We start from the raw sequence: 17,245 nt of genomic DNA, 5'->3' as shown, positions 1-17,245 counted from the left end.
CAGTAAACAGTAATCACTGTAAACTGAGACTGAGACTGAAAACTTAAAATAATATGGAACATTTAGAATTATTTTTAAAATCAATATTTATAGATAACATGGTATTTGCTACGTTCCTAGGAATGTGTTCTTATCTTGCGGTATCTAAAAAAGTAAATACAGCAGTTGGTTTAGGAGCAGCCGTTATATTTGTACTTGCAGTAACTGTACCGGTAAACTGGTTGTTAGATCATTATTTGTTACAGCCAGGTGCTTTAGTTTGGTTAGGTGCTGAGTATGCTGAATACGATTTAAGTTTCCTGTCATTCATCATGTTTATTGCTACCATTGCAACTATGGTACAGTTAGTAGAAATAGTGGTAGAGAAATTCTCACCATCATTATATAACTCGCTTGGTATTTTCTTACCACTTATCGCAGTGAACTGTGCTATTTTAGGAGGATCGTTGTTTATGCAATCGCGTGAGATTCCATCGTTAGGATTAGCCACAACGTACGGTGTTGGTTCCGGTATTGGATGGTTTTTAGCTATTCTTGCTATTGCAGCTATTCGTGAGAAAATTAGATATTCAAATGTGCCACCAGCTTTAAGAGGATTGGGTATTACATTCATCATTACAGGTTTAATGGCGATTGGATTTATGAGTTTTGGTGGTATGTTAACAGGAGGTGATGAAGGTGCAAAACAAGAAGAAAAAGCTGCAAAAGTGGATTCGAAAGTAGAAAAAGAAGATAAAGTGTTAGCTAATAATATAAATGACAATGAGTAATATAATTTTAGCCGCAGGTACATTAGGAACAGTAATAGCTACAGTAACAGCTTTTTTAATTATTACTATTTTATTGGTAACATTATTATTGGTTGTAAAACAAAAATTGTCACCATCAGGCCCCGTAAAAATCACTATTAATGGTGAAAAGGAAATAGAAGTAGCTTCAGGAGGTAGTTTATTGTCTACTTTAGGAAATCAAAAAATATTCTTACCATCGGCTTGTGGTGGTGGTGGTACATGTATTCAATGTGAATGCCATGTATTATCTGGCGGAGGTGAGGCATTGCCAACAGAAACACCACACTTTACACGTAAAGAGTTACAACATGGTGCACGTTTAGCTTGTCAGGTTAAAGTTAAGCAAGACATGAATATCACCATTCCCGAAGAGGTTTTTGGTATCAAAAAATGGGAAGCTGTTGTTGTTAGAAATTATAACGTAGCATCTTTTATTAAGGAATTCGTAGTTGAAATTCCTGAAGATATGGGTTACAAGGCAGGTGGATATATTCAAATTGAAATTCCTCCATGTGAAGTAAAATATTCAGATATGGATATTACTGCGCATCCGCAAGAACACGAAACCCCAGATAAGTTTAAAGCAGAATGGGATAAGTTTCAATTATGGCCATTGGTAATGAAAAATACCGAAACCATAGAAAGGGCTTACTCAATGGCTTCTTATCCAGCTGAAGGACGTGAGATTATGTTAAACGTTCGTGTGGCTTGTCCGCCATGGGATAGAAATAAAAATGGTTGGATGGATGTGAATCCTGGTATTGCATCCTCATACATATTTAACCAAAAACCCGGAGATAAAGTAACTATTTCTGGACCTTATGGTGAGTTTTTTATTAACGAATCGGACAGTGAAATGCTTTATGTTGGTGGTGGAGCAGGTATGGCACCAATGCGTTCACACTTATATCACCTTTTCAGAACATTGAAAACAGGTAGAAAAGTAACTTATTGGTATGGAGGTCGTTCTAAACGTGAATTATTCTATTTAGATCATTTTTATAAATTAGAGAAAGATTTTCCAAACTTTAAATTCTATTTGGCATTATCTGAACCTTTACCAGAAGATAACTGGAAAGTAAAAGCAGATATCGATTCGCCAGGTGATGGGTTTGTTGGATTCATTCATAACTGTGTTATTGATAATTACTTAAGTAAACACGAATCACCAGAAGATATAGAATTGTATTTCTGTGGACCACCATTAATGAACAAAGCAGTTCAAAAAATGGGTGAAGATTTTGGTATTCCAGATGAACACATTCGATTTGATGACTTTGGTGGTTAATCTTACAGAAGATTATAAAACAAAAAACCCAACTGAAAAGTTGGGTTTTTTGTTTTATAAATAATTCATTAATTCATTTTTGGAGCTATAGGTGCAGGTACAATATTTTCAACGGGTTTTAAGGTTTTAAGGTAGGCAAAAATAGCCTTTAAATCGTCGTCGGTTAATTTTGCATAATTTTCCCAAGGCATAGGAGGTAATAGGGGTCTGCTCCCTTCCAAACCTTTATATAAACCTTTTTTTATGCAATTTAAGAACTGATCTTCTGTCCAAGTTCCAATACCAGTGGCGTCAGGTGTTAAGTTAGCAGCAAACGATGTTCCCCAAGGGCCTTTAGCAGAGGTGAATCCCATTGTAAAAAGAACATACGATTGAGCTGTTTTGTTGTCATAAGGAGGTAATTTTTCATCTGCAGGATGTCCTGAGAGTAAGCGGTCAGTATCCACCTCCATACCTTTGTCTGTGAATTTTTTTGGTGAATGGCAATCAATACAGTCGTGAGTATTTACGAGATATTTGCCTCGTTCCACAGGGTCTTCAACAATTGCTGTTACAGGTTCATAGAATTCTTCAGATTTTTTTTCTTTCTCTTTAGAATTGCAGGCAATTAAAAGTGCACAAGATAAGGTGCCCAAAATTAAAATGTTTGTTTTCATATGCTCGATTGGTTTGAAGTGACAAAAGCATTAGAATGGGACTTTATAAAAGTAAATATTTTTTTAACTATAAAAAAAAATATTTTATGTAAAAAACGTTAAATCAAATTGATACGTGTTTTTTTTTTTAAATAAAGCCGTGTAATTCATAATATTCGGAATATTATCCAATTCACACAATAAGGTAACCACTTCGGTTAATCCATTAAATAATATATCTTTATCTGTTGGGTTCTTAGGCTTTTTGTTTTTATGGTGAAGTGGAATTTGATAACCACAAGCTTTTAAAAATGTTGCTTCAATTTGTAGCAATTCTAAAGGGGTATAGCCATTAAATTTTCTACCTAAAGTTTGATGCACCTTTCCAATATAATTTAACTCTGTAGCACCATGATGGTCTGAAAGATGTTTCCAACTGTCTTTGTTATCTAAAATATTTCCAACCGCGCATTGTTTACAGCATTCAGGATGCAATGCGTTGTTATGAAACGCGTTATAGAGTTTGTTTACGGCTAAATCTAACCTTTTAGAAGTTTTCATGGCTAAAGAATTTTACTTCTAAGTTATTGAAAAATTAACACTTATCCTAAAAATTAGAATACCCAACCAATAACAAATTGAAACATAAGGATTAAAAGCGAAGCAGAAATTAGGTTTATAACAATACCAATTCGCGCCATTTGGCTCACTTTTATATAGCCACTAGCAAATACAATGGCGTTTGGTGGTGTTGCCATTGGTAGCATAAAAGCGCAACTACTGGCTATGGTAACGGGTATTAAAAGGTAAAGTATAGGAATGTTTAACCCCATGGCAATGCCTGCCACAACAGGTGCTAAAACCGCTGTTAGAGCAACATTGCTCATTAACTCAGTCATAAATAACATTAAGACTATTAAAAGTGATGCGGTTAGTAAAATACTAATATCACTGGTTGAAATTTTTGCAGCAATAATATCTACAATACCACTGGTAGACATGCCATTTGCCAATGCTAAACCACCACCAAATAAAATTAAAATGCCCCAAGCTAACTTCTGGGTGTCACTCCATTGTAAAATAAAATCGCCCTTTTTTAAATTAAATGGAATGGTAAACAATGCCAAAGCACCAAAAATACTAATCATGGTATCCGATAGATCCAGGTTAGGAATGAGCGAGTTAATCAGGGTTCTAAAAATCCAAAGAAAAACAACTGTACCAAATATGGCTAATACTTGTTTTTCTTTCGGAGACATTTTTCCTAGTTTCATTAATTCAGTATTAATGACTTCTTTTGAAGCATTGAATTTTAAACCTTTATTTGGAAAAAACCATCGGGTCATTACAAAGTAAATAATGGCAATTAAAAGTGTTGAAAAAGGCAATCCAATTACCATCCATTTAAAAAATGAAATTTCAATATGGTATTCATTTTCAAGCAATCCTATTAAAATGGAATTTGGCGGTGTGCCTATAACGGTTGCAATACCTCCAGCATTTGCAGCAAACGCAATGCCCAGCATAACGCTGATGGCAAAATTTTGGTCGTTTTTAGTAAACCCATCAGCATCATCAACAAGCAGATGTATTACCGATAGGGCAATAGGTAACATAAAAACAGTACAAGCGGTATTGCTTATCCACATGCTCATAAACCCTGTAGCAATCATAAACCCTAATATAACTTTGTTTGGGGTTGTACCTGTTTTTTTTATAATATTTAAAGCAATTCGTTTATGTAGGTTCACTTTTTCAATAGCTAAAGCCAACACAAAGCCACCAAAGAATAGGAATACAATAGGACTTCCATAATTAGCGCCAACCGCTTCAATAGGCATCACTTTAAATATAGGAAATAGTAATAGTGGTAATAACGCTGTTACTGAAATGGAAACTGTTTCTGTAATCCACCAACACACCATCCACAAAGCCGTAGCTATAACAGTATCGGCATTGTTAGAAATAATATCGAAAGGTAATAATTGTACAATGGTGAATAAAATTGGGCCTAAAAAAAGACCTATTTTTTTTGAATTTGGTTGGTTACTCATAATTAGTATTAGCTGTTACTTAGAATTTTTAAAGTTAATCAATTTTGATGTTGAAATTTTAAATATAAATTCGATCCATATTTAAAAGAAATAAGGAAGGATGCGATTAAAATTTTGTTACTTTTTAAACGTTTTAAACAAAAAATTATAGCAATAAAAATAGGTAAACCACCTTGTGTATATCAAATAACATTAGAAGATCGAAGTATATTTAAAATGTCATCATCAATCAGAACATTTATTTTATTTTTGTAGAATGAGTAAAGCACTTACAGAGCAAGAATTACACAATTTAGCCATGAATCACGTTGGTAAAGATTTAGAACAACGTGGTTTTGAGTTTATAGCTGTAAATAGCAAATTAAAAAAGCATCCACAATTTGTTTGCATAGATAAAAACAAGCAGTATTATTTTGTTATTGTAAGAGCTGTTATTTTACCTGACAATCCCAATAATTATGATGTTATTTGGATGGAAGCCTTTAAAAAACACGCCAGAGATAAAGACGCAAAAGTGCTTTATGCAGGTGTTGGTATTGGTAATGTTGCTGGCGAAAAAGAGCCTATTTATTTAAATCAAGATTATTTGTTAGAATATAACGGCATACAAGTTTTAGAAACTAATTTGAATTAAAAATGAAAAAAGTTGCTTTGCTTTTAATTCTATTAGCTATTATTTCTTGTAAAAAGAATCAAGATAATATCAAACTTACTGGTTTTGTTTTTGGTACCAGTTATTCCATAATTTATAATTCTGAAATTAATTATCAAACTCAAATTGATAGTTTGTTTTATGTAATAAATAAATCGATGTCTACCTATCAGCCAAATTCTGATATTTCTAAATTAAATAGAAATGAGGAAAATGAGGTTGATGAACATTTTAGAAGAGTTTATGCTGCATCCAAAGGTGTTTTTAAAGCAACTGAAGGTGCTTTCGATCCTACAATTGGAGCTGTTGTAAATGCTTGGGATTTTGGTCCAGAAGGGAAAATAATCAATTTAGATAGTTTGAAAATAGATAGTTTGATGCTTTCTGTAGGTTTTGATAAAGTATTTCGAGTTCACAATAATATAATTAAACCCAAAGCAGCATTTATAGATTTTAATGCCATCGCCAAAGGTTATGGTGTAGATGTTATTGGTGAGTTTTTAGAAAGTAAAGGCATAAAGAACTATTTGGTTGAAATAGGTGGCGAAATACGCGCTAAAGGTGAAAACACTGAAAAACAATCGCCTTGGAAAGTAGGTATAGAAATGCCACATTTTGATAAAGAGCAGTCTATTTTAAAAGCTATTGAAATACACGATGAAGCCATGGCTACATCGGGTACTTATAGAAAATTTAAAATAGATAGTCTTGGTAACCGTTACGCACATATTATAGATACTAAAACAGGCTACCCAAGTAAAACCAATTTATTAAGTATTTCGGTTATTGCAAGTGATTGTATGACTGCCGATGCTTATGCGACCGCTTTTAAAGCCATGGGCATTGAAAAAGTGAAAGCTTTTTTAGAATCGCACCGAGAACTTAAAGTGTTTTTTATTTTTGAAAATGATAAAAAAGAATTGGAAACCATGGCTTTAAATGGGTTTCCTGATATGTGAATTATTTATAGACAATGGGGATTATTTCCCCTTTCGCTAAACAGTATTTTGTTATGTCTGCTTCTAGTAGTTTTGAAGTGTAATCAATTTCTTCAACTTTAAAGCCAATGTGTCTTAATTTATCAAAATAATCACGTCCATAAACCCGAACATGGTCGTATTGTCCAAATATTTTAGCGCGCTCTTTTTTATCGGTTATGGTATTGTCTTCAAAAGTGATTTTTCTATTTAAGTCTTGTGGAATTTGAAAAACACCCATCCCACCAACTTTCATTACTCTATATAATTCTTCCATCGCCTTGGTATCATTAGGAATATGTTCTAAAACATGGTTGCAAAGAATAACATCATAGGTATTATCTTTAAATGGAAGGTTGCAAATATCAGCTTTGACATCTGCAATAGGAGACAGTAAATCTGTAGTAGTATAATCTAAATTCTTTAGTTTTCTAAAACGCTTAAAAAAACATTGTTCAGGTGCAAAATGAAGCACTTTTTTTTCAGATGAAAAAAAATTTGTTTCGTTTTTTAAATACAGCCAAAGCAAGCGGTGACGTTCTAAACTTAAAGTGGAAGGGGATAGTACATTGTTACGTTGTTTCCCATAGCCATAAGGTAAAAAGCTTTTAAAACTTTTTCCATCAATAGGATCTGTAAAAGTATTTCCTCTTAAAATAAAAGATAAAACAGGGCGGATAATATAGCTTAACCTAATTAGTAAAGGTCTTGGTATGGAATTTAGGATTATTTTGAAGAGTTTTTTCAAATGTTCTAAGCTTCTACTTCTATAGTTGAGTTTATTAAATTAGCTATGCTATCCCAAAGTGAAAGTCGATAACTTAAAGCTTGTTTAGCAACCTCTAATGTTTCGTTCCATTTGTTAATATCATTCCCGCATAATGTTTCAATCATTTTTAATGATATTGGTCCGTGCTCGCCACCATCTAATTCAATATGTCTCTTTAAATAGTAGGTTAATTTGCTATATGAATTATCATTGGTTTCCGATTGATTTATGATTTGAAAAAACATGTCTGGAATAACATCTTCTCTACCAAAAGTAAAGGCAGAAGCTATGACATGAGGTTTATTTGTGTTTATAACATCAAAAGTGAATTGAATAAATTTTAACGTTTCCGGTTGTAAATTAACTTTAAATGCTGCTTCATTTACAGAGAATCCTTCTTTTATTAAATTGACAAATTGGCCTATTTGAGAGGTGTTAGCATGTATTTGCTGCATAGCATCTAAATACATTTCATAGTGGCTCTTTGGCATGCCTAATTCATTTACATCGCTTTCTTCACCAAGAACAATTTCGTTTATAAATCTTGCTGTTGAAGGGTTAGTTGACGGCGTCCAAGGAAGCGTTGTAGTTGTTAAATGGTTTTGAAGTGCTTTTAGTAGCGACATAAAATCCCAAACAGCAAAAACATGTTGCTCCATGAAGATTTTTACATCATTAATTGTTTTTAAAGTACTGTATAGTTTATGATTATTAAGTTTAGCTCTTAATGGTTCGAGCTCTGCTTCAATATGTTTAATGTTATTCATTGTTGTTATAGAACTAGGGCTTCTTGTCTAAATTCTTCTTCTTCATTACTTTGAATTCCCAATGCGTCATAAATATAAGCAAAGGTTGAGAGCAACTCAGGTTTGCCATTTACAATCGCTACATCGTGTTCAAAATGTGCCGATGGTTTGTTGTCTAGAGTAGTAATAGTCCAACCATCATTATGCTGTTTAATGCGGTGTGTTCCCATGTTTATCATGGGCTCAATAGCAACCACCATGCCTTCTACAAATTTTTTGCCTCTGCCACGTTTGCCGTAATTGGGCATTTCTGGGTCTTCGTGCATTTTTTTACCTAAGCCATGACCTACCAATTCTCTAACAACACCATAACCATGGTCTTCGCAATACTTTTGTATGGCATAACCAACATCGCCCACACGGTTGTTTGCTTTAAATTCACGAATACCTACGTATAAAGATTCTTTAGTAACTTGAAGGAGTTTTTCTCTTTCGGCATCAATCGTTCCAACTGCAAAAGTATAAGCATGATCGCCATAAAAACCATTCTTTAAGGCTCCACAATCTATTGAAATAATATCGCCTTCTACTAATGGTGTGTTATTGGGAATGCCGTGTACCACTTGGGTGTTCGGACTCATGCATAAAGTGTTTGGGAAATCGTATAATCCTAAAAAACCAGGAATAGCTCCGTGGTCTCTAATACAGGTTTCGGCAATTTTATCGAGTTGTAAAGTGGTAACACCAGGTTTAAGGGCTTTGGCTACTTCACCTAAAGCTTTAGATACTATTAAAGCACTTTCGCGCATTAATTCTATTTCTTCTTTTGTTTTTACTACAATCATACTTAAAAAATAATGGCAAAGATACTTAAAATGCTAATAATAGATTTTTGGTTGTTTTGAATGAATTATTTGAAGAAATCAAAAAAACTTTTCTTTTTTTCTATTTCGGCTGGATTGGTGTTGGTAAGCATTTGATAGATTTCTCCCCAACCTAAAAAACCGCCTATATTTCTATCATCAATAAATAAATCGGCATGAATTTTTCTACTCATATCGTTACTGAATGTTTCTTCAGGAAAACTTTTATTTACTGCATAAAAATGAACGCCGTTTTCTTCGCAAAATGCGACAGCTTCATCTAGTCTTGAGCCACTTCTGTAAGTCCATAGAATAAGACGATGTCCTTTTTCTTGAAGCTTTTTTAGTGTTTCAATTGCAAATATCATTGGTTTTCCTATTTGAGGGTAGGCGTCTTCAACAATAGTACCATCAAAATCAACTGCAATAATTAAGTGTTCGGTAAAATTCATTTAAATTATAATAGACTTGAGTTTAACGCAAAAGTACAATAATTTATTTTCAGAAAACCTACTATCTATACTAAAGGATGTCGTGTCATAGCTGCAGGTTGTTCTACACCAATAAGTTTTAAAATTGTTGGAGCAACATCACCTAAAACACCATCATTTATAGATTTTAAATCGTTATCAATTAAAATTACAGGAACTGGATTTGTTGTATGTGCTGTATTTGGAGACCCATCTGGGTTTATCATCGTTTCGCAGTTGCCATGGTCGGCAATAAGTAGGGTAGTGTACCCGTTTTCTAAAGCTGTTGTTACCACATCTTTGACACAAACATCTACAGCTTCACACGCTTTAATGGCGGCTTCCATAACGCCCGTATGTCCAACCATGTCGCCATTGGCAAAATTTAAACATACAAAATCGACTTCACCTTTTTTTAATTCGGGTATTAAGGCATCGCGCAATTCATAAGCACTCATTTCTGGTTTTAAATCGTAGGTGGCTACTTTTGGAGAGTTGCGTAAAATACGGGTTTCGCCTTTAAAGGGTTCTTCACGTCCACCAGAGAAAAAGAAGGTAACGTGTGGGTATTTTTCGGTTTCTGCTATTCGGATTTGCTTTTTGTTGTATTTTTCTAAAACTTCACCTAAGGTTTCAGTTAAATTATCTTTATTAAAAATAACGTTTACGTTTTTATAAGTGTCATCGTAGTTTGTAAGCGTTACATAGTGTAAGTTTAATTTATGCATGTTTTGCTCATGAAAATCATTTTGCGATAGAGCTTCGGTTAATTCGCGCCCACGATCTGTTCTAAAATTAAAAAAGATAATCACATCACCATCTTTAATTTTGGCAACAGGTTCACCTGTTTTATCAACCATAATGATTGGTTTGATAAACTCATCGGTTACATCATTTTCGTAATTATTTTGAACGGTTTTTGTAACGTTAGTCGATTTCTCTCCAATACTATTCACTAATCCATCATAAGCTAACTTAACACGTTCCCAGCGTTTATCTCTATCCATAGCATAGTAACGGCCAGTTACAGTTGCTAATTTGGTGTTTGTATTTTCTATATGATTTTCTAAAGCAGTTAAAAAACCGAATCCAGATTTTGGGTCAACATCTCTACCATCTGTAAAGGCGTGTATGTAGGTGTTTTTAAGGCCAAAATCGTTGGCAGCATCAATTAAACCGAATAAATGTTTTATGTGCGAATGCACACCACCATCACTTAACAATCCTAAAAAATGAACATCTTTATTATTGGTTTTGGCATAGCTGAAAGCATCAACTAAAACCTTTTCAGTATTTAAAGTTTTGTTTTCAACCGCTAAATTAACTTTAACCAAATCTTGATATACAATTCTACCGGCACCCAAATTCATGTGGCCAACTTCACTGTTTCCCATTTGTCCTTCGGGCAAGCCAACATGTAAACCGTCGGTTCTTAAAGTGGCGAAAGGGTATTTTTTATATAAAGAATCTATAAATGGAGTATTGGCATAATCGATAGCGGAAACTTTTGGGTCTGGAGAATTTCCCCAACCATCAAGTATCATTAAGATAACTTTTTTATTCATTTTTTTTAACATTTTTAACAGAATTCAAAGATACTGAAGTTTGGTATAATACAATTGAAAACTAATCAAAAAACCGCTGAAAGTATTGATTTTTAAAAGAAACTTAAAAAATATTGAATCCCTTAAAAATATGTGAATTAAACGTTAAAAATCTGTTATAAAACATTTTGTATGTAACAGATTGTGATTTTTGTCGTCTCTTTAGTATATCAAAAAATAAATCATTAATCAAATCAAAATCATTCATCATGAAAAAAACAATCATTTTTTCCGCAATCGCGTTATGTTTCTCGTTGGGAACTGTTAATGCAAAATCTGCTAATTTTAACGTTGATAATCACAACGTAGTAACCGTTTTGAAAGTAAATTCATTTTGTGTTTCTATTGCTAAAGGCGATATTGAAACGGTAAAAAAGCTACTGTCGTTAGGCGAAGATGTCAATCAGAAATCTGACGGCATGACCCCAGTTATGTATGCTGCTAAGTACAACAGAACAGAAATTTTAGAGCTTTTAATTGCTGAAGGCGCCGATTTAAAGACCAAATCCGATAAGAAAATGACTGCATCCGATTATGCTAAACTACATGGTGCTACCGATGCCCATGCCATTATTGAGCAAGCATTATCAAAAAAATAATTAGAAACTATATAATTATTTTGAGTTAGTCACTAATAAAAACCCTGAATTTCAGGGTTTTTATATTTATAAAGTTTTATGCATTATGTAATGCAAACCAATATCTTCAATATTGAAAGGATTTCCAATGATTTTATAACTAGTTTTTTTATAAAATTCTACAGCGTTTTCTCTAGCATTGCACCAAATAACTTGAGTGTTTTTTTGTTTTAGCAAGTTCTCACCATGTGTTAAAATAAATTTACCTAAACCAAAACCTTGGTATTCATCTAAAACAGCCATTCCTCTAAGTTGGTATTGAAATTCTTCGGTGAGTAATTGGTGTTTGCTTTTAAAAAAAGAACAAACGCCAACCAATTTATCCTCAATGTAAATACCTAAATGAAACGTAGTATTTAAATCATCACCGTCAAAAGTGCAAGTTTCAATAGGTTTTCCAGTGCGTAAAACAGGATGCCTTACTATATATGTTTCTGTTGCGGTTATGTGCTTTATTGTGTAATTCAAAATATCGCTTATTGAAGAATATATTCAAACTTAAACAAAATTATATTTTGATGGATTGAACACTTCTGAATTATTTATCTTCACATAAAAAAGTGATGTCTTTTATATTTAAAATTATTGAAAAGGATGAAATACATACTATAATTCCTTTGGTTGAAAAGTTGAATGATTATAAGGTTTCTGTAAATGATTTAAAAGAACGTTTTAATGATATGGTAACTCAAAATTATGAATGTGCAGGTATATATATGATAATGGAACATTAATTGGTATTTGCGGCCTATGGTTTTGTACAAGGCATTACTCAGGAAAAAGTGTAGAAGTAGACCATGTATATATAGAAGGTGCTTATAGAGATAAAGGTTTGGGTAAAGAATTCTTTAAATGGATTTTCAGTTATGCTAAAGAGAAAAGCTATGAATCAGTTGAATTAAACACCTATGTAAGTAATCATGCGTCGCACAAATTTTATTACAATGAAGGCTTTAAAATTTTAGGTTATCATTTTTTAAAAAAGCTGTGATTTTTTTTGCTACTTAAGAATCTGTTTTTATATATTTGCGCCAGAAATGCGGGAGTAGCTCAGTTGGTAGAGCGTCAGCCTTCCAAGCTGAATGTCGCCAGTTCGAACCTGGTCTCCCGCTCAAAAAGCTTCATAGTAATATGAGGCTTTTTTTTTATTTTAAATGGTTTAATTCTGTGCCAGTTTTAACTTCATAAGGTGCTTTGTTATATTCGAAAATACGCGCAGTTAGGTTTCCTTTTAAAACGATGGAATTGTTTTTTACTTGTAACCAACTGCCTTCACGCAAGCCAATTACAGGTGGAGTGTTGTAATAGTGAAACTCTTTTATCCTGGTTTCTCTAGTTTCGCCCATGTGAGTGCTGTTGGTATCGGGGTCTAAGTAGTGGGGATTGATGTTAAAAGGTACAAACGCCAAGGCATTGAAATTTGGCGGATATACAATAGGCATATCGTTAGTGGTTTTTATAGTGAGACCACATATATTGCTACCTGCACTGGTTCCTAAATAAGGTGTTCCGTTTTTTATAGCGGTTTGTAAGGTTTCAATTAAATTGTTTTTATAAAGCTGGTTGGCTAAAACAAAGGTATTGCCACCACCAACAAAAATAGCTTGTGCGTTTTTTATAGCTTCTCTTGGGTTTTCAAATTCGTGAACACCTTTTACGGTTTTGTTGATTTTTGAAAAAGCATCAGATGCTTTTTTTGTGTAATCTTCGTATGAAATACCCCCTGGCCTTGCATAGGGAATAAACAAAATGCTGTTTGCATTTTTAAAAAAAACAGTTAATTGATCTAAAATATACTCTAAATAACCGCTACCATGAATGGTTGATGTGCTGGCAATAATTAGATTTTTCATTCGATAGGTTTATTTGGTAAAATTAGCCAATTAAGGGTTTTAACAAAAGTTTAAAGCTGTTTTTCATTTTAATTAAGAATTTGTATGCGTTATTTATCGTGTCAAACCAAAAACATGTCAATCTTTAAAGGTAATATTGTTGTATTTTGTATTTGCTTTTGTCAATCGATGCTTTCACAAACAGTTGAGATTTCTGGAAAAGTAGATAATAAAGTGGGAGCAGAAAATATTCATGTTATTAATAAATCTGCACAGGTTTTTACTATAACAAATAGTAAAGGTGAATTTAGAATTTCGGCGAGTTTAAATGACACACTAAGTTTTTCATCAATACAATACCAGCCAAAAATAGTGGTTGTAGATAAAAACATGATATTGTTTAAAGCTATTGGAATTACTTTATATGAGCAAATTAATGAGTTAGACGAGGTGTTGGTGGGTAAAGTGCTTACAGGGAATTTACTTTCGGATATAAAGAATGTTGAAGGTAATGCGCCCATTAATTTTTACGATGTTGGTATTGCTGGATATACTGGTAAACCCGCAACACAAAGTGAACGACAGTTGTATGAAGCGACTACTGGAGGAGGCTTTATACCTTTAAACCCAATTTTGAATGCTATTTCAGGTAGAACAAAACAATTGAAAAATCAAATAAAAATAGAGGAAAAAGAGGAGTTAATGCAAAGTATAAAAGGTCGATTAGCTAAAGATTTTTTTGCTTCAAACCCTATGGAAGAAGAATTTAAAATGGATTTTTTCTATTTCTGTGCCGATGATGAAAACTTTATTAAGTATTGTAAAAATGAAACCGATTTTAAAATATTAATCTTTTTAAGCCATAAGTATAAGCAGTATATGGAAAATTTGAAACTAAATGGACCGTAACTTTTTGGAATGCTTTTGAAACAAACATTGTAAAATAATTACTTTAGCAAAATACAAATACTTAGATTAGCCACATGAAACGTCTATTAATACTGTTAATAATTCCGCTTTTCGCGTTTACCGCCATTCATAAATATTATATAAGTGTTACTCAAATTGATTATTTGCAAAACAAGCAATCGGTTCAAATTACAACTAGAATTTTTATTGATGATTTAGAAAAATTATTACGAGAACGTTATGATGAATCTATAACATTAGAAGGAAATGAAGAACAAAGCACCGCAGATTTATATATTGAACGTTATTTGAACGAAAAAATAAAAATAAAGATTAATAATAAAGAAGCAAACTTGTCTTTTATAGGAAAAGAATATGATGTTGATTTAGTGAAATGTTATCTAGAGATTGAAGGCGTAAAAAAAATTGAATCGTTTGAAATTAGTAATGAAATATTATTCGATTTATATTCCGACCAACAAAACATCATTAAAACAAAAATTAATTCGCAACAAAAAAGCGTTATTCTTATTCCTCAAAACCGAAGTGCTTTGTTAAAATTCAACTAAAAAAAAGTTAATTATTTTAGTATTCTTTGTAATTTTTGGTTTTTTGTAGTAATAAAATAATTATTATTGCAAAAAGCTGTTATTTTTTTAAAGCCTAAAAATTTATAATGATAAAATTCAAGTACTATTTCTTGTCAATATTCTTTATATCGACAACCTTATTTTCACAAAATCAAGAAAAGCAAGAGCGTAAACCAGGACATACCAACACCAATAAATTTAGGCAGTTGTATGATGTGTTTTCAACACCCAATATGTATCGTTCTGCCTCTGGAGCTCCAGGTCCAGCTTACTACCAACAACAGGCCGATTATAAAATGGATATTGTTTTAGATGATAAAAACACAAAACTTTCTGGTTTTGAGATTATTACGTATTATAACAATTCGCCAGACGATTTAAAATACTTATGGGTTCAGTTAGACCAAAATAAGCGAGCAAAAGATTCTAAAAGTCCTTTAATTGAGGAAAGTGAAATTTCTCAAGTTAAAAGACCTGAAGATTTTGTAAAAGACCATTTAACAGATCCATTTGATGGCGGTTTTCATATTGAGGAAGTTAAAGAAGCGAGTGGTATTCCGCTCAAATACACCATTAATAGCACCATGATGCGTGTTGAATTGCCAAAAGTATTAAAAGCAGGCGAAAAGTTTTCATTTTCAATAAAATGGTGGTATAACATAAATAATCATGTTCCTTTAAGAGATCGTTCTGGTTATGAATATTTTGAAAAGGATGGCAATAGAGCATATGTTATAGCACAATTTTTCCCAAGAATGGCGGTGTACAATGATGTAGAAGGATGGCAAAATTCGCAATTTTGGGGGCGCGATGAGTTTGCACTACCTTTTGGGAATTACGAAGTAAATATTACAGTGCCAGCAGATCATATTTTAGATGGTACAGGGGAATTATTGAACAGAAAAGAAATGTTCTCCAAAACCATGATGGATCGTTATGAATTAGCTAAAAAAACATACGATAAACCAGTTTTAATTGTTACACAAGCTGAAGCAGAAGCTGCTGAAAAAAGTTTTTCAGATAAAACCAAAACTTGGAAGCTAAAAGCCGAAAACGTTCGTGATTTTGCCTTTGCAACCTCAAGAAAATTTATTTGGGATATGATGGCGGTTAAAGTGGGCGGTAAAGATATTATGGCAGTTTCCATGTACCCAAAAGAAGGAAACCCACTTTGGGAAGATTGGTCAACAAGAGCTGTAGCAAGTACATTAGAGACGTATTCTAAAATGACATTCGATTATCCATATCATAAAGCAATTTCAGTTCACGCCAAAAATCAAGGCATGGAATACCCCATGATTTGTTGGAATTATGGTCGTCCAAACGAAGATGGGACCTATAGCGACCGTGTAAAATACGGTATGATGGGAGTTATAATTCACGAAGTGGGGCATAACTTTTTCCCAATGATTGTAAATAGCGATGAACGCCAATGGACATGGATGGACGAAGGTTTAAATACTTTTTTGGAATACGTTGCTCAACAGGAGTTTGGCGATAAACACCCAAATGCGCTATCTCCAGAGGATAAAACGTTCCCTTTCGATCGTGGTCCTGCACGTTTGATTGTGCCATATATGGGAGGTGATCAAGATTTTATTGCCCCAATTATGAGTAAAGGTCTTAACGTGTATCAATTTGGTAACAATGCTTATGGAAAGCCCGCTACGGCATTAAATATTCTAAGAGAAACCGTTATGGGGCGCGAGTTGTTCGATTATGCATTTAAAGAATATTCACAACGTTGGATGTTTAAGCATCCAACCCCAGAAGACTTTTTTAGAACTATGGAAGATGCTTCGGCAATGGATTTAGACTGGTTTTGGAGAGGTTGGTTTTATACCACCGATTGGGTTGATATAGGAATTAAAGAAGTGAAAAAATACTATGTATCATCGGAACCTAACCAATATATTAAAAACTATTTAGAAAAAAATGGTAGAACTATAAATAACCTAGTGCCTTTAGTTTTTATGGTTGAAGAAGGAAGCTATGAATTTAAAGAAGAACTTAAAAAAGGAAGTCTATTAGATAATTCAAAACCACTTAAAGAATATTTAATGGATAATTTTACCGAAGCTGAACGTAAAAACATAAAAACGCCTAAATATTTTTATAACGTTACCTTCAATAAACCAGGCGGACTTGTAATGCCAATTATTGTTAAGTACACCTATGCTGATGGTACTTCGAAAATGGAAACCTATCCTGCTGAAATTTGGAGATTAAACGATAACGAAGTAAGTAAAGCCATTGCTTCAGATAAAGAAATAACAGGTATAGAAATAGACCCTAATTTAGAAACCGCCGATATAGACACCTCCAATAATTCTTGGCCTCAAAAAGAAGTTGTAACAGATTTTGATAAGTTCAAGCAAAAAGCAAAGAAATAAAACAGACAGAAAAAGCCAACTAAATAAGTTGGCT

The 17,245-nt window shown here is 33.0% G+C and carries 20 protein-coding genes and 1 tRNA gene; 11 read left to right on the top strand and 10 right to left on the bottom strand.

Features of this window, described 5'->3' with window-relative positions:
* The first annotated feature begins 53 nt into the window (after nt 1–53).
* Nucleotides 54–770: an NADH:ubiquinone reductase (Na(+)-transporting) subunit E gene (gene nqrE / locus VP395_RS04630; RefSeq protein WP_346240564.1), complete on the top strand. Its 717-nt coding sequence runs from the start codon at nt 54–56 to the stop codon at nt 768–770.
* 1 nt (nt 771) lies between these two features.
* Nucleotides 772–2,079: an NADH:ubiquinone reductase (Na(+)-transporting) subunit F gene (gene nqrF, locus VP395_RS04625; RefSeq protein ID WP_346241005.1), complete on the top strand. Its 1,308-nt coding sequence runs from the start codon at nt 772–774 to the stop codon at nt 2,077–2,079.
* Between the two features lie 68 nt (nt 2,080–2,147).
* On the opposite strand, the gene VP395_RS04620 is transcribed toward nqrF, so the two are convergent.
* The 3 genes from VP395_RS04620 to VP395_RS04610 form a co-directional block, all read right to left on the bottom strand.
* On the bottom strand, nt 2,148–2,735 hold the full coding sequence (locus VP395_RS04620) for a c-type cytochrome (RefSeq protein ID WP_346240563.1): 588 nt from the start codon (nt 2,733–2,735) through the stop codon (nt 2,148–2,150).
* Nucleotides 2,736–2,819: 84 nt separating this feature from the next.
* Nucleotides 2,820–3,275, bottom strand: coding sequence for a Na(+)-translocating NADH-quinone reductase subunit F (locus VP395_RS04615; RefSeq protein ID WP_346240562.1), 456 nt, complete (start codon nt 3,273–3,275; stop codon nt 2,820–2,822).
* Nucleotides 3,276–3,328: 53 nt separating this feature from the next.
* Nucleotides 3,329–4,768, bottom strand: a complete 1,440-nt coding sequence (locus VP395_RS04610; RefSeq protein WP_346240561.1) for an SLC13 family permease — start codon at nt 4,766–4,768, stop codon at nt 3,329–3,331.
* 256 nt (nt 4,769–5,024) lie between these two features.
* Between VP395_RS04610 and VP395_RS04605 the strand changes: the two genes are divergently transcribed.
* Nucleotides 5,025–5,402 carry a Na(+)-translocating NADH-quinone reductase subunit F gene (locus VP395_RS04605; protein WP_346240559.1) on the top strand — a complete coding sequence of 126 codons (378 nt, stop codon included), beginning with the start codon at nt 5,025–5,027 and terminating at the stop codon, nt 5,400–5,402.
* 2 nt (nt 5,403–5,404) lie between these two features.
* Nucleotides 5,405–6,379, top strand: a complete 975-nt coding sequence (locus VP395_RS04600) for an FAD:protein FMN transferase (RefSeq protein WP_346240557.1) — start codon at nt 5,405–5,407, stop codon at nt 6,377–6,379.
* Nucleotide 6,380: 1 nt separating this feature from the next.
* Here the strand turns inward: VP395_RS04600 and VP395_RS04595 are convergent, their stop codons facing one another.
* The 5 genes from VP395_RS04595 to gpmI form a co-directional block, all read right to left on the bottom strand.
* A complete protein-coding gene (locus VP395_RS04595; RefSeq protein WP_346240556.1) occupies nt 6,381–7,145 on the bottom strand; it encodes a class I SAM-dependent methyltransferase in 765 nt (254 codons plus the stop codon).
* 5 nt (nt 7,146–7,150) lie between these two features.
* Nucleotides 7,151–7,933, bottom strand: coding sequence for a DUF3050 domain-containing protein (locus VP395_RS04590; RefSeq protein WP_346240555.1), 783 nt, complete (start codon nt 7,931–7,933; stop codon nt 7,151–7,153).
* A 5-nt stretch (nt 7,934–7,938) separates the two neighbouring features.
* Nucleotides 7,939–8,757, bottom strand: coding sequence for a type I methionyl aminopeptidase (gene map / locus VP395_RS04585; RefSeq protein ID WP_346240553.1), 819 nt, complete (start codon nt 8,755–8,757; stop codon nt 7,939–7,941).
* A gap of 65 nt (nt 8,758–8,822) precedes the next feature.
* A complete protein-coding gene (locus tag VP395_RS04580; RefSeq protein ID WP_346240552.1) occupies nt 8,823–9,227 on the bottom strand; it encodes a BT0820 family HAD-type phosphatase in 405 nt (134 codons plus the stop codon).
* Between the two features lie 65 nt (nt 9,228–9,292).
* The gene (gpmI, locus tag VP395_RS04575; protein WP_346240551.1) at nt 9,293–10,810 is read right to left on the bottom strand and encodes a 2,3-bisphosphoglycerate-independent phosphoglycerate mutase; all 1,518 of its coding nucleotides are present in this window, start codon (nt 10,808–10,810) and stop codon (nt 9,293–9,295) included.
* 248 nt (nt 10,811–11,058) lie between these two features.
* Here gpmI and VP395_RS04570 point away from each other — a divergent pair, with 248 nt between their 5' ends.
* On the top strand, nt 11,059–11,448 hold the full coding sequence (locus VP395_RS04570) for an ankyrin repeat domain-containing protein (protein WP_346240550.1): 390 nt from the start codon (nt 11,059–11,061) through the stop codon (nt 11,446–11,448).
* Between the two features lie 66 nt (nt 11,449–11,514).
* Here VP395_RS04570 and VP395_RS04565 read toward each other — a convergent pair whose 3' ends face one another.
* A complete protein-coding gene (locus tag VP395_RS04565) occupies nt 11,515–11,955 on the bottom strand; it encodes a GNAT family N-acetyltransferase (protein ID WP_346240549.1) in 441 nt (146 codons plus the stop codon).
* A 95-nt stretch (nt 11,956–12,050) separates the two neighbouring features.
* Here VP395_RS04565 and VP395_RS04560 point away from each other — a divergent pair, with 95 nt between their 5' ends.
* The 3 genes from VP395_RS04560 to VP395_RS04550 all read left to right on the top strand — a co-directional run bounded on the left by VP395_RS04560 (nt 12,051) and on the right by VP395_RS04550 (nt 12,599).
* Nucleotides 12,051–12,221: a hypothetical protein gene (locus tag VP395_RS04560; RefSeq protein WP_346240548.1), complete on the top strand. Its 171-nt coding sequence runs from the start codon at nt 12,051–12,053 to the stop codon at nt 12,219–12,221.
* Nucleotides 12,188–12,478 carry a GNAT family N-acetyltransferase gene (locus VP395_RS04555; RefSeq protein ID WP_346240547.1) on the top strand — a complete coding sequence of 97 codons (291 nt, stop codon included), beginning with the start codon at nt 12,188–12,190 and terminating at the stop codon, nt 12,476–12,478. Before VP395_RS04560 ends, VP395_RS04555 begins: the two co-directional genes overlap by 34 nt.
* 48 nt (nt 12,479–12,526) lie before the next feature.
* Nucleotides 12,527–12,599 (top strand) — tRNA-Gly (locus tag VP395_RS04550).
* Between the two features lie 33 nt (nt 12,600–12,632).
* On the opposite strand, the gene pepE is transcribed toward VP395_RS04550, so the two are convergent.
* Entirely contained in the window at nt 12,633–13,340 is a 708-nt protein-coding gene (pepE, locus tag VP395_RS04545; RefSeq protein WP_346240545.1) for a dipeptidase PepE, read from the bottom strand.
* Between the two features lie 168 nt (nt 13,341–13,508).
* Between pepE and VP395_RS04540 the strand changes: the two genes are divergently transcribed.
* The 3 genes from VP395_RS04540 (at nt 13,509) to VP395_RS04530 (ending at nt 17,211) form a co-directional block, all read left to right on the top strand.
* Nucleotides 13,509–14,228: a peptidase associated/transthyretin-like domain-containing protein gene (locus tag VP395_RS04540; RefSeq protein WP_346240544.1), complete on the top strand. Its 720-nt coding sequence runs from the start codon at nt 13,509–13,511 to the stop codon at nt 14,226–14,228.
* 74 nt (nt 14,229–14,302) lie between these two features.
* Nucleotides 14,303–14,797, top strand: coding sequence for a DUF6702 family protein (locus VP395_RS04535; protein WP_346240543.1), 495 nt, complete (start codon nt 14,303–14,305; stop codon nt 14,795–14,797).
* Nucleotides 14,798–14,904: 107 nt separating this feature from the next.
* Entirely contained in the window at nt 14,905–17,211 is a 2,307-nt protein-coding gene (locus tag VP395_RS04530; RefSeq protein WP_346240542.1) for a M1 family metallopeptidase, read from the top strand.
* The last annotated feature ends 34 nt before the right edge of the window (nt 17,212–17,245 follow it).

It is taken from the genome of Mariniflexile soesokkakense (assembly GCF_039650365.1).
Taxonomy (GTDB): Bacteria; Bacteroidota; Bacteroidia; order Flavobacteriales; family Flavobacteriaceae; genus Mariniflexile; species Mariniflexile soesokkakense.
Note: the sequence above shows the minus strand (reverse complement) of the source record. Positions and strands in the feature narration are given on the sequence as shown.

Excerpts from the sequence above, each read along its gene's own strand:
- VP395_RS04535 (WP_346240543.1), top strand. The coding sequence starts at position 14,303 with ATGAAACGTCTATTAATACTGTTAATAATTCCGCTTTTCGCGTTTACC.
- VP395_RS04615 (WP_346240562.1), bottom strand. The coding sequence starts at position 3,275 with ATGAAAACTTCTAAAAGGTTAGATTTAGCCGTAAACAAACTCTATAAC.
- VP395_RS04605 (WP_346240559.1), top strand. The coding sequence starts at position 5,025 with ATGAGTAAAGCACTTACAGAGCAAGAATTACACAATTTAGCCATGAAT.
- VP395_RS04600 (WP_346240557.1), top strand. The coding sequence starts at position 5,405 with ATGAAAAAAGTTGCTTTGCTTTTAATTCTATTAGCTATTATTTCTTGT.
- pepE (WP_346240545.1), bottom strand. The coding sequence starts at position 13,340 with ATGAAAAATCTAATTATTGCCAGCACATCAACCATTCATGGTAGCGGT.
- VP395_RS04590 (WP_346240555.1), bottom strand. The coding sequence starts at position 7,933 with ATGAATAACATTAAACATATTGAAGCAGAGCTCGAACCATTAAGAGCT.
- VP395_RS04555 (WP_346240547.1), top strand. The coding sequence starts at position 12,188 with ATGTGCAGGTATATATATGATAATGGAACATTAATTGGTATTTGCGGC.
- VP395_RS04570 (WP_346240550.1), top strand. The coding sequence starts at position 11,059 with ATGAAAAAAACAATCATTTTTTCCGCAATCGCGTTATGTTTCTCGTTG.
- VP395_RS04560 (WP_346240548.1), top strand. The coding sequence starts at position 12,051 with ATGTCTTTTATATTTAAAATTATTGAAAAGGATGAAATACATACTATA.
- map (WP_346240553.1), bottom strand. The coding sequence starts at position 8,757 with ATGATTGTAGTAAAAACAAAAGAAGAAATAGAATTAATGCGCGAAAGT.
- VP395_RS04540 (WP_346240544.1), top strand. The coding sequence starts at position 13,509 with ATGCTTTCACAAACAGTTGAGATTTCTGGAAAAGTAGATAATAAAGTG.
- VP395_RS04610 (WP_346240561.1), bottom strand. The coding sequence starts at position 4,768 with ATGAGTAACCAACCAAATTCAAAAAAAATAGGTCTTTTTTTAGGCCCA.
- VP395_RS04530 (WP_346240542.1), top strand. The coding sequence starts at position 14,905 with ATGATAAAATTCAAGTACTATTTCTTGTCAATATTCTTTATATCGACA.
- VP395_RS04580 (WP_346240552.1), bottom strand. The coding sequence starts at position 9,227 with ATGAATTTTACCGAACACTTAATTATTGCAGTTGATTTTGATGGTACT.
- VP395_RS04620 (WP_346240563.1), bottom strand. The coding sequence starts at position 2,735 with ATGAAAACAAACATTTTAATTTTGGGCACCTTATCTTGTGCACTTTTA.
- gpmI (WP_346240551.1), bottom strand. The coding sequence starts at position 10,810 with ATGAATAAAAAAGTTATCTTAATGATACTTGATGGTTGGGGAAATTCT.
- nqrE (WP_346240564.1), top strand. The coding sequence starts at position 54 with ATGGAACATTTAGAATTATTTTTAAAATCAATATTTATAGATAACATG.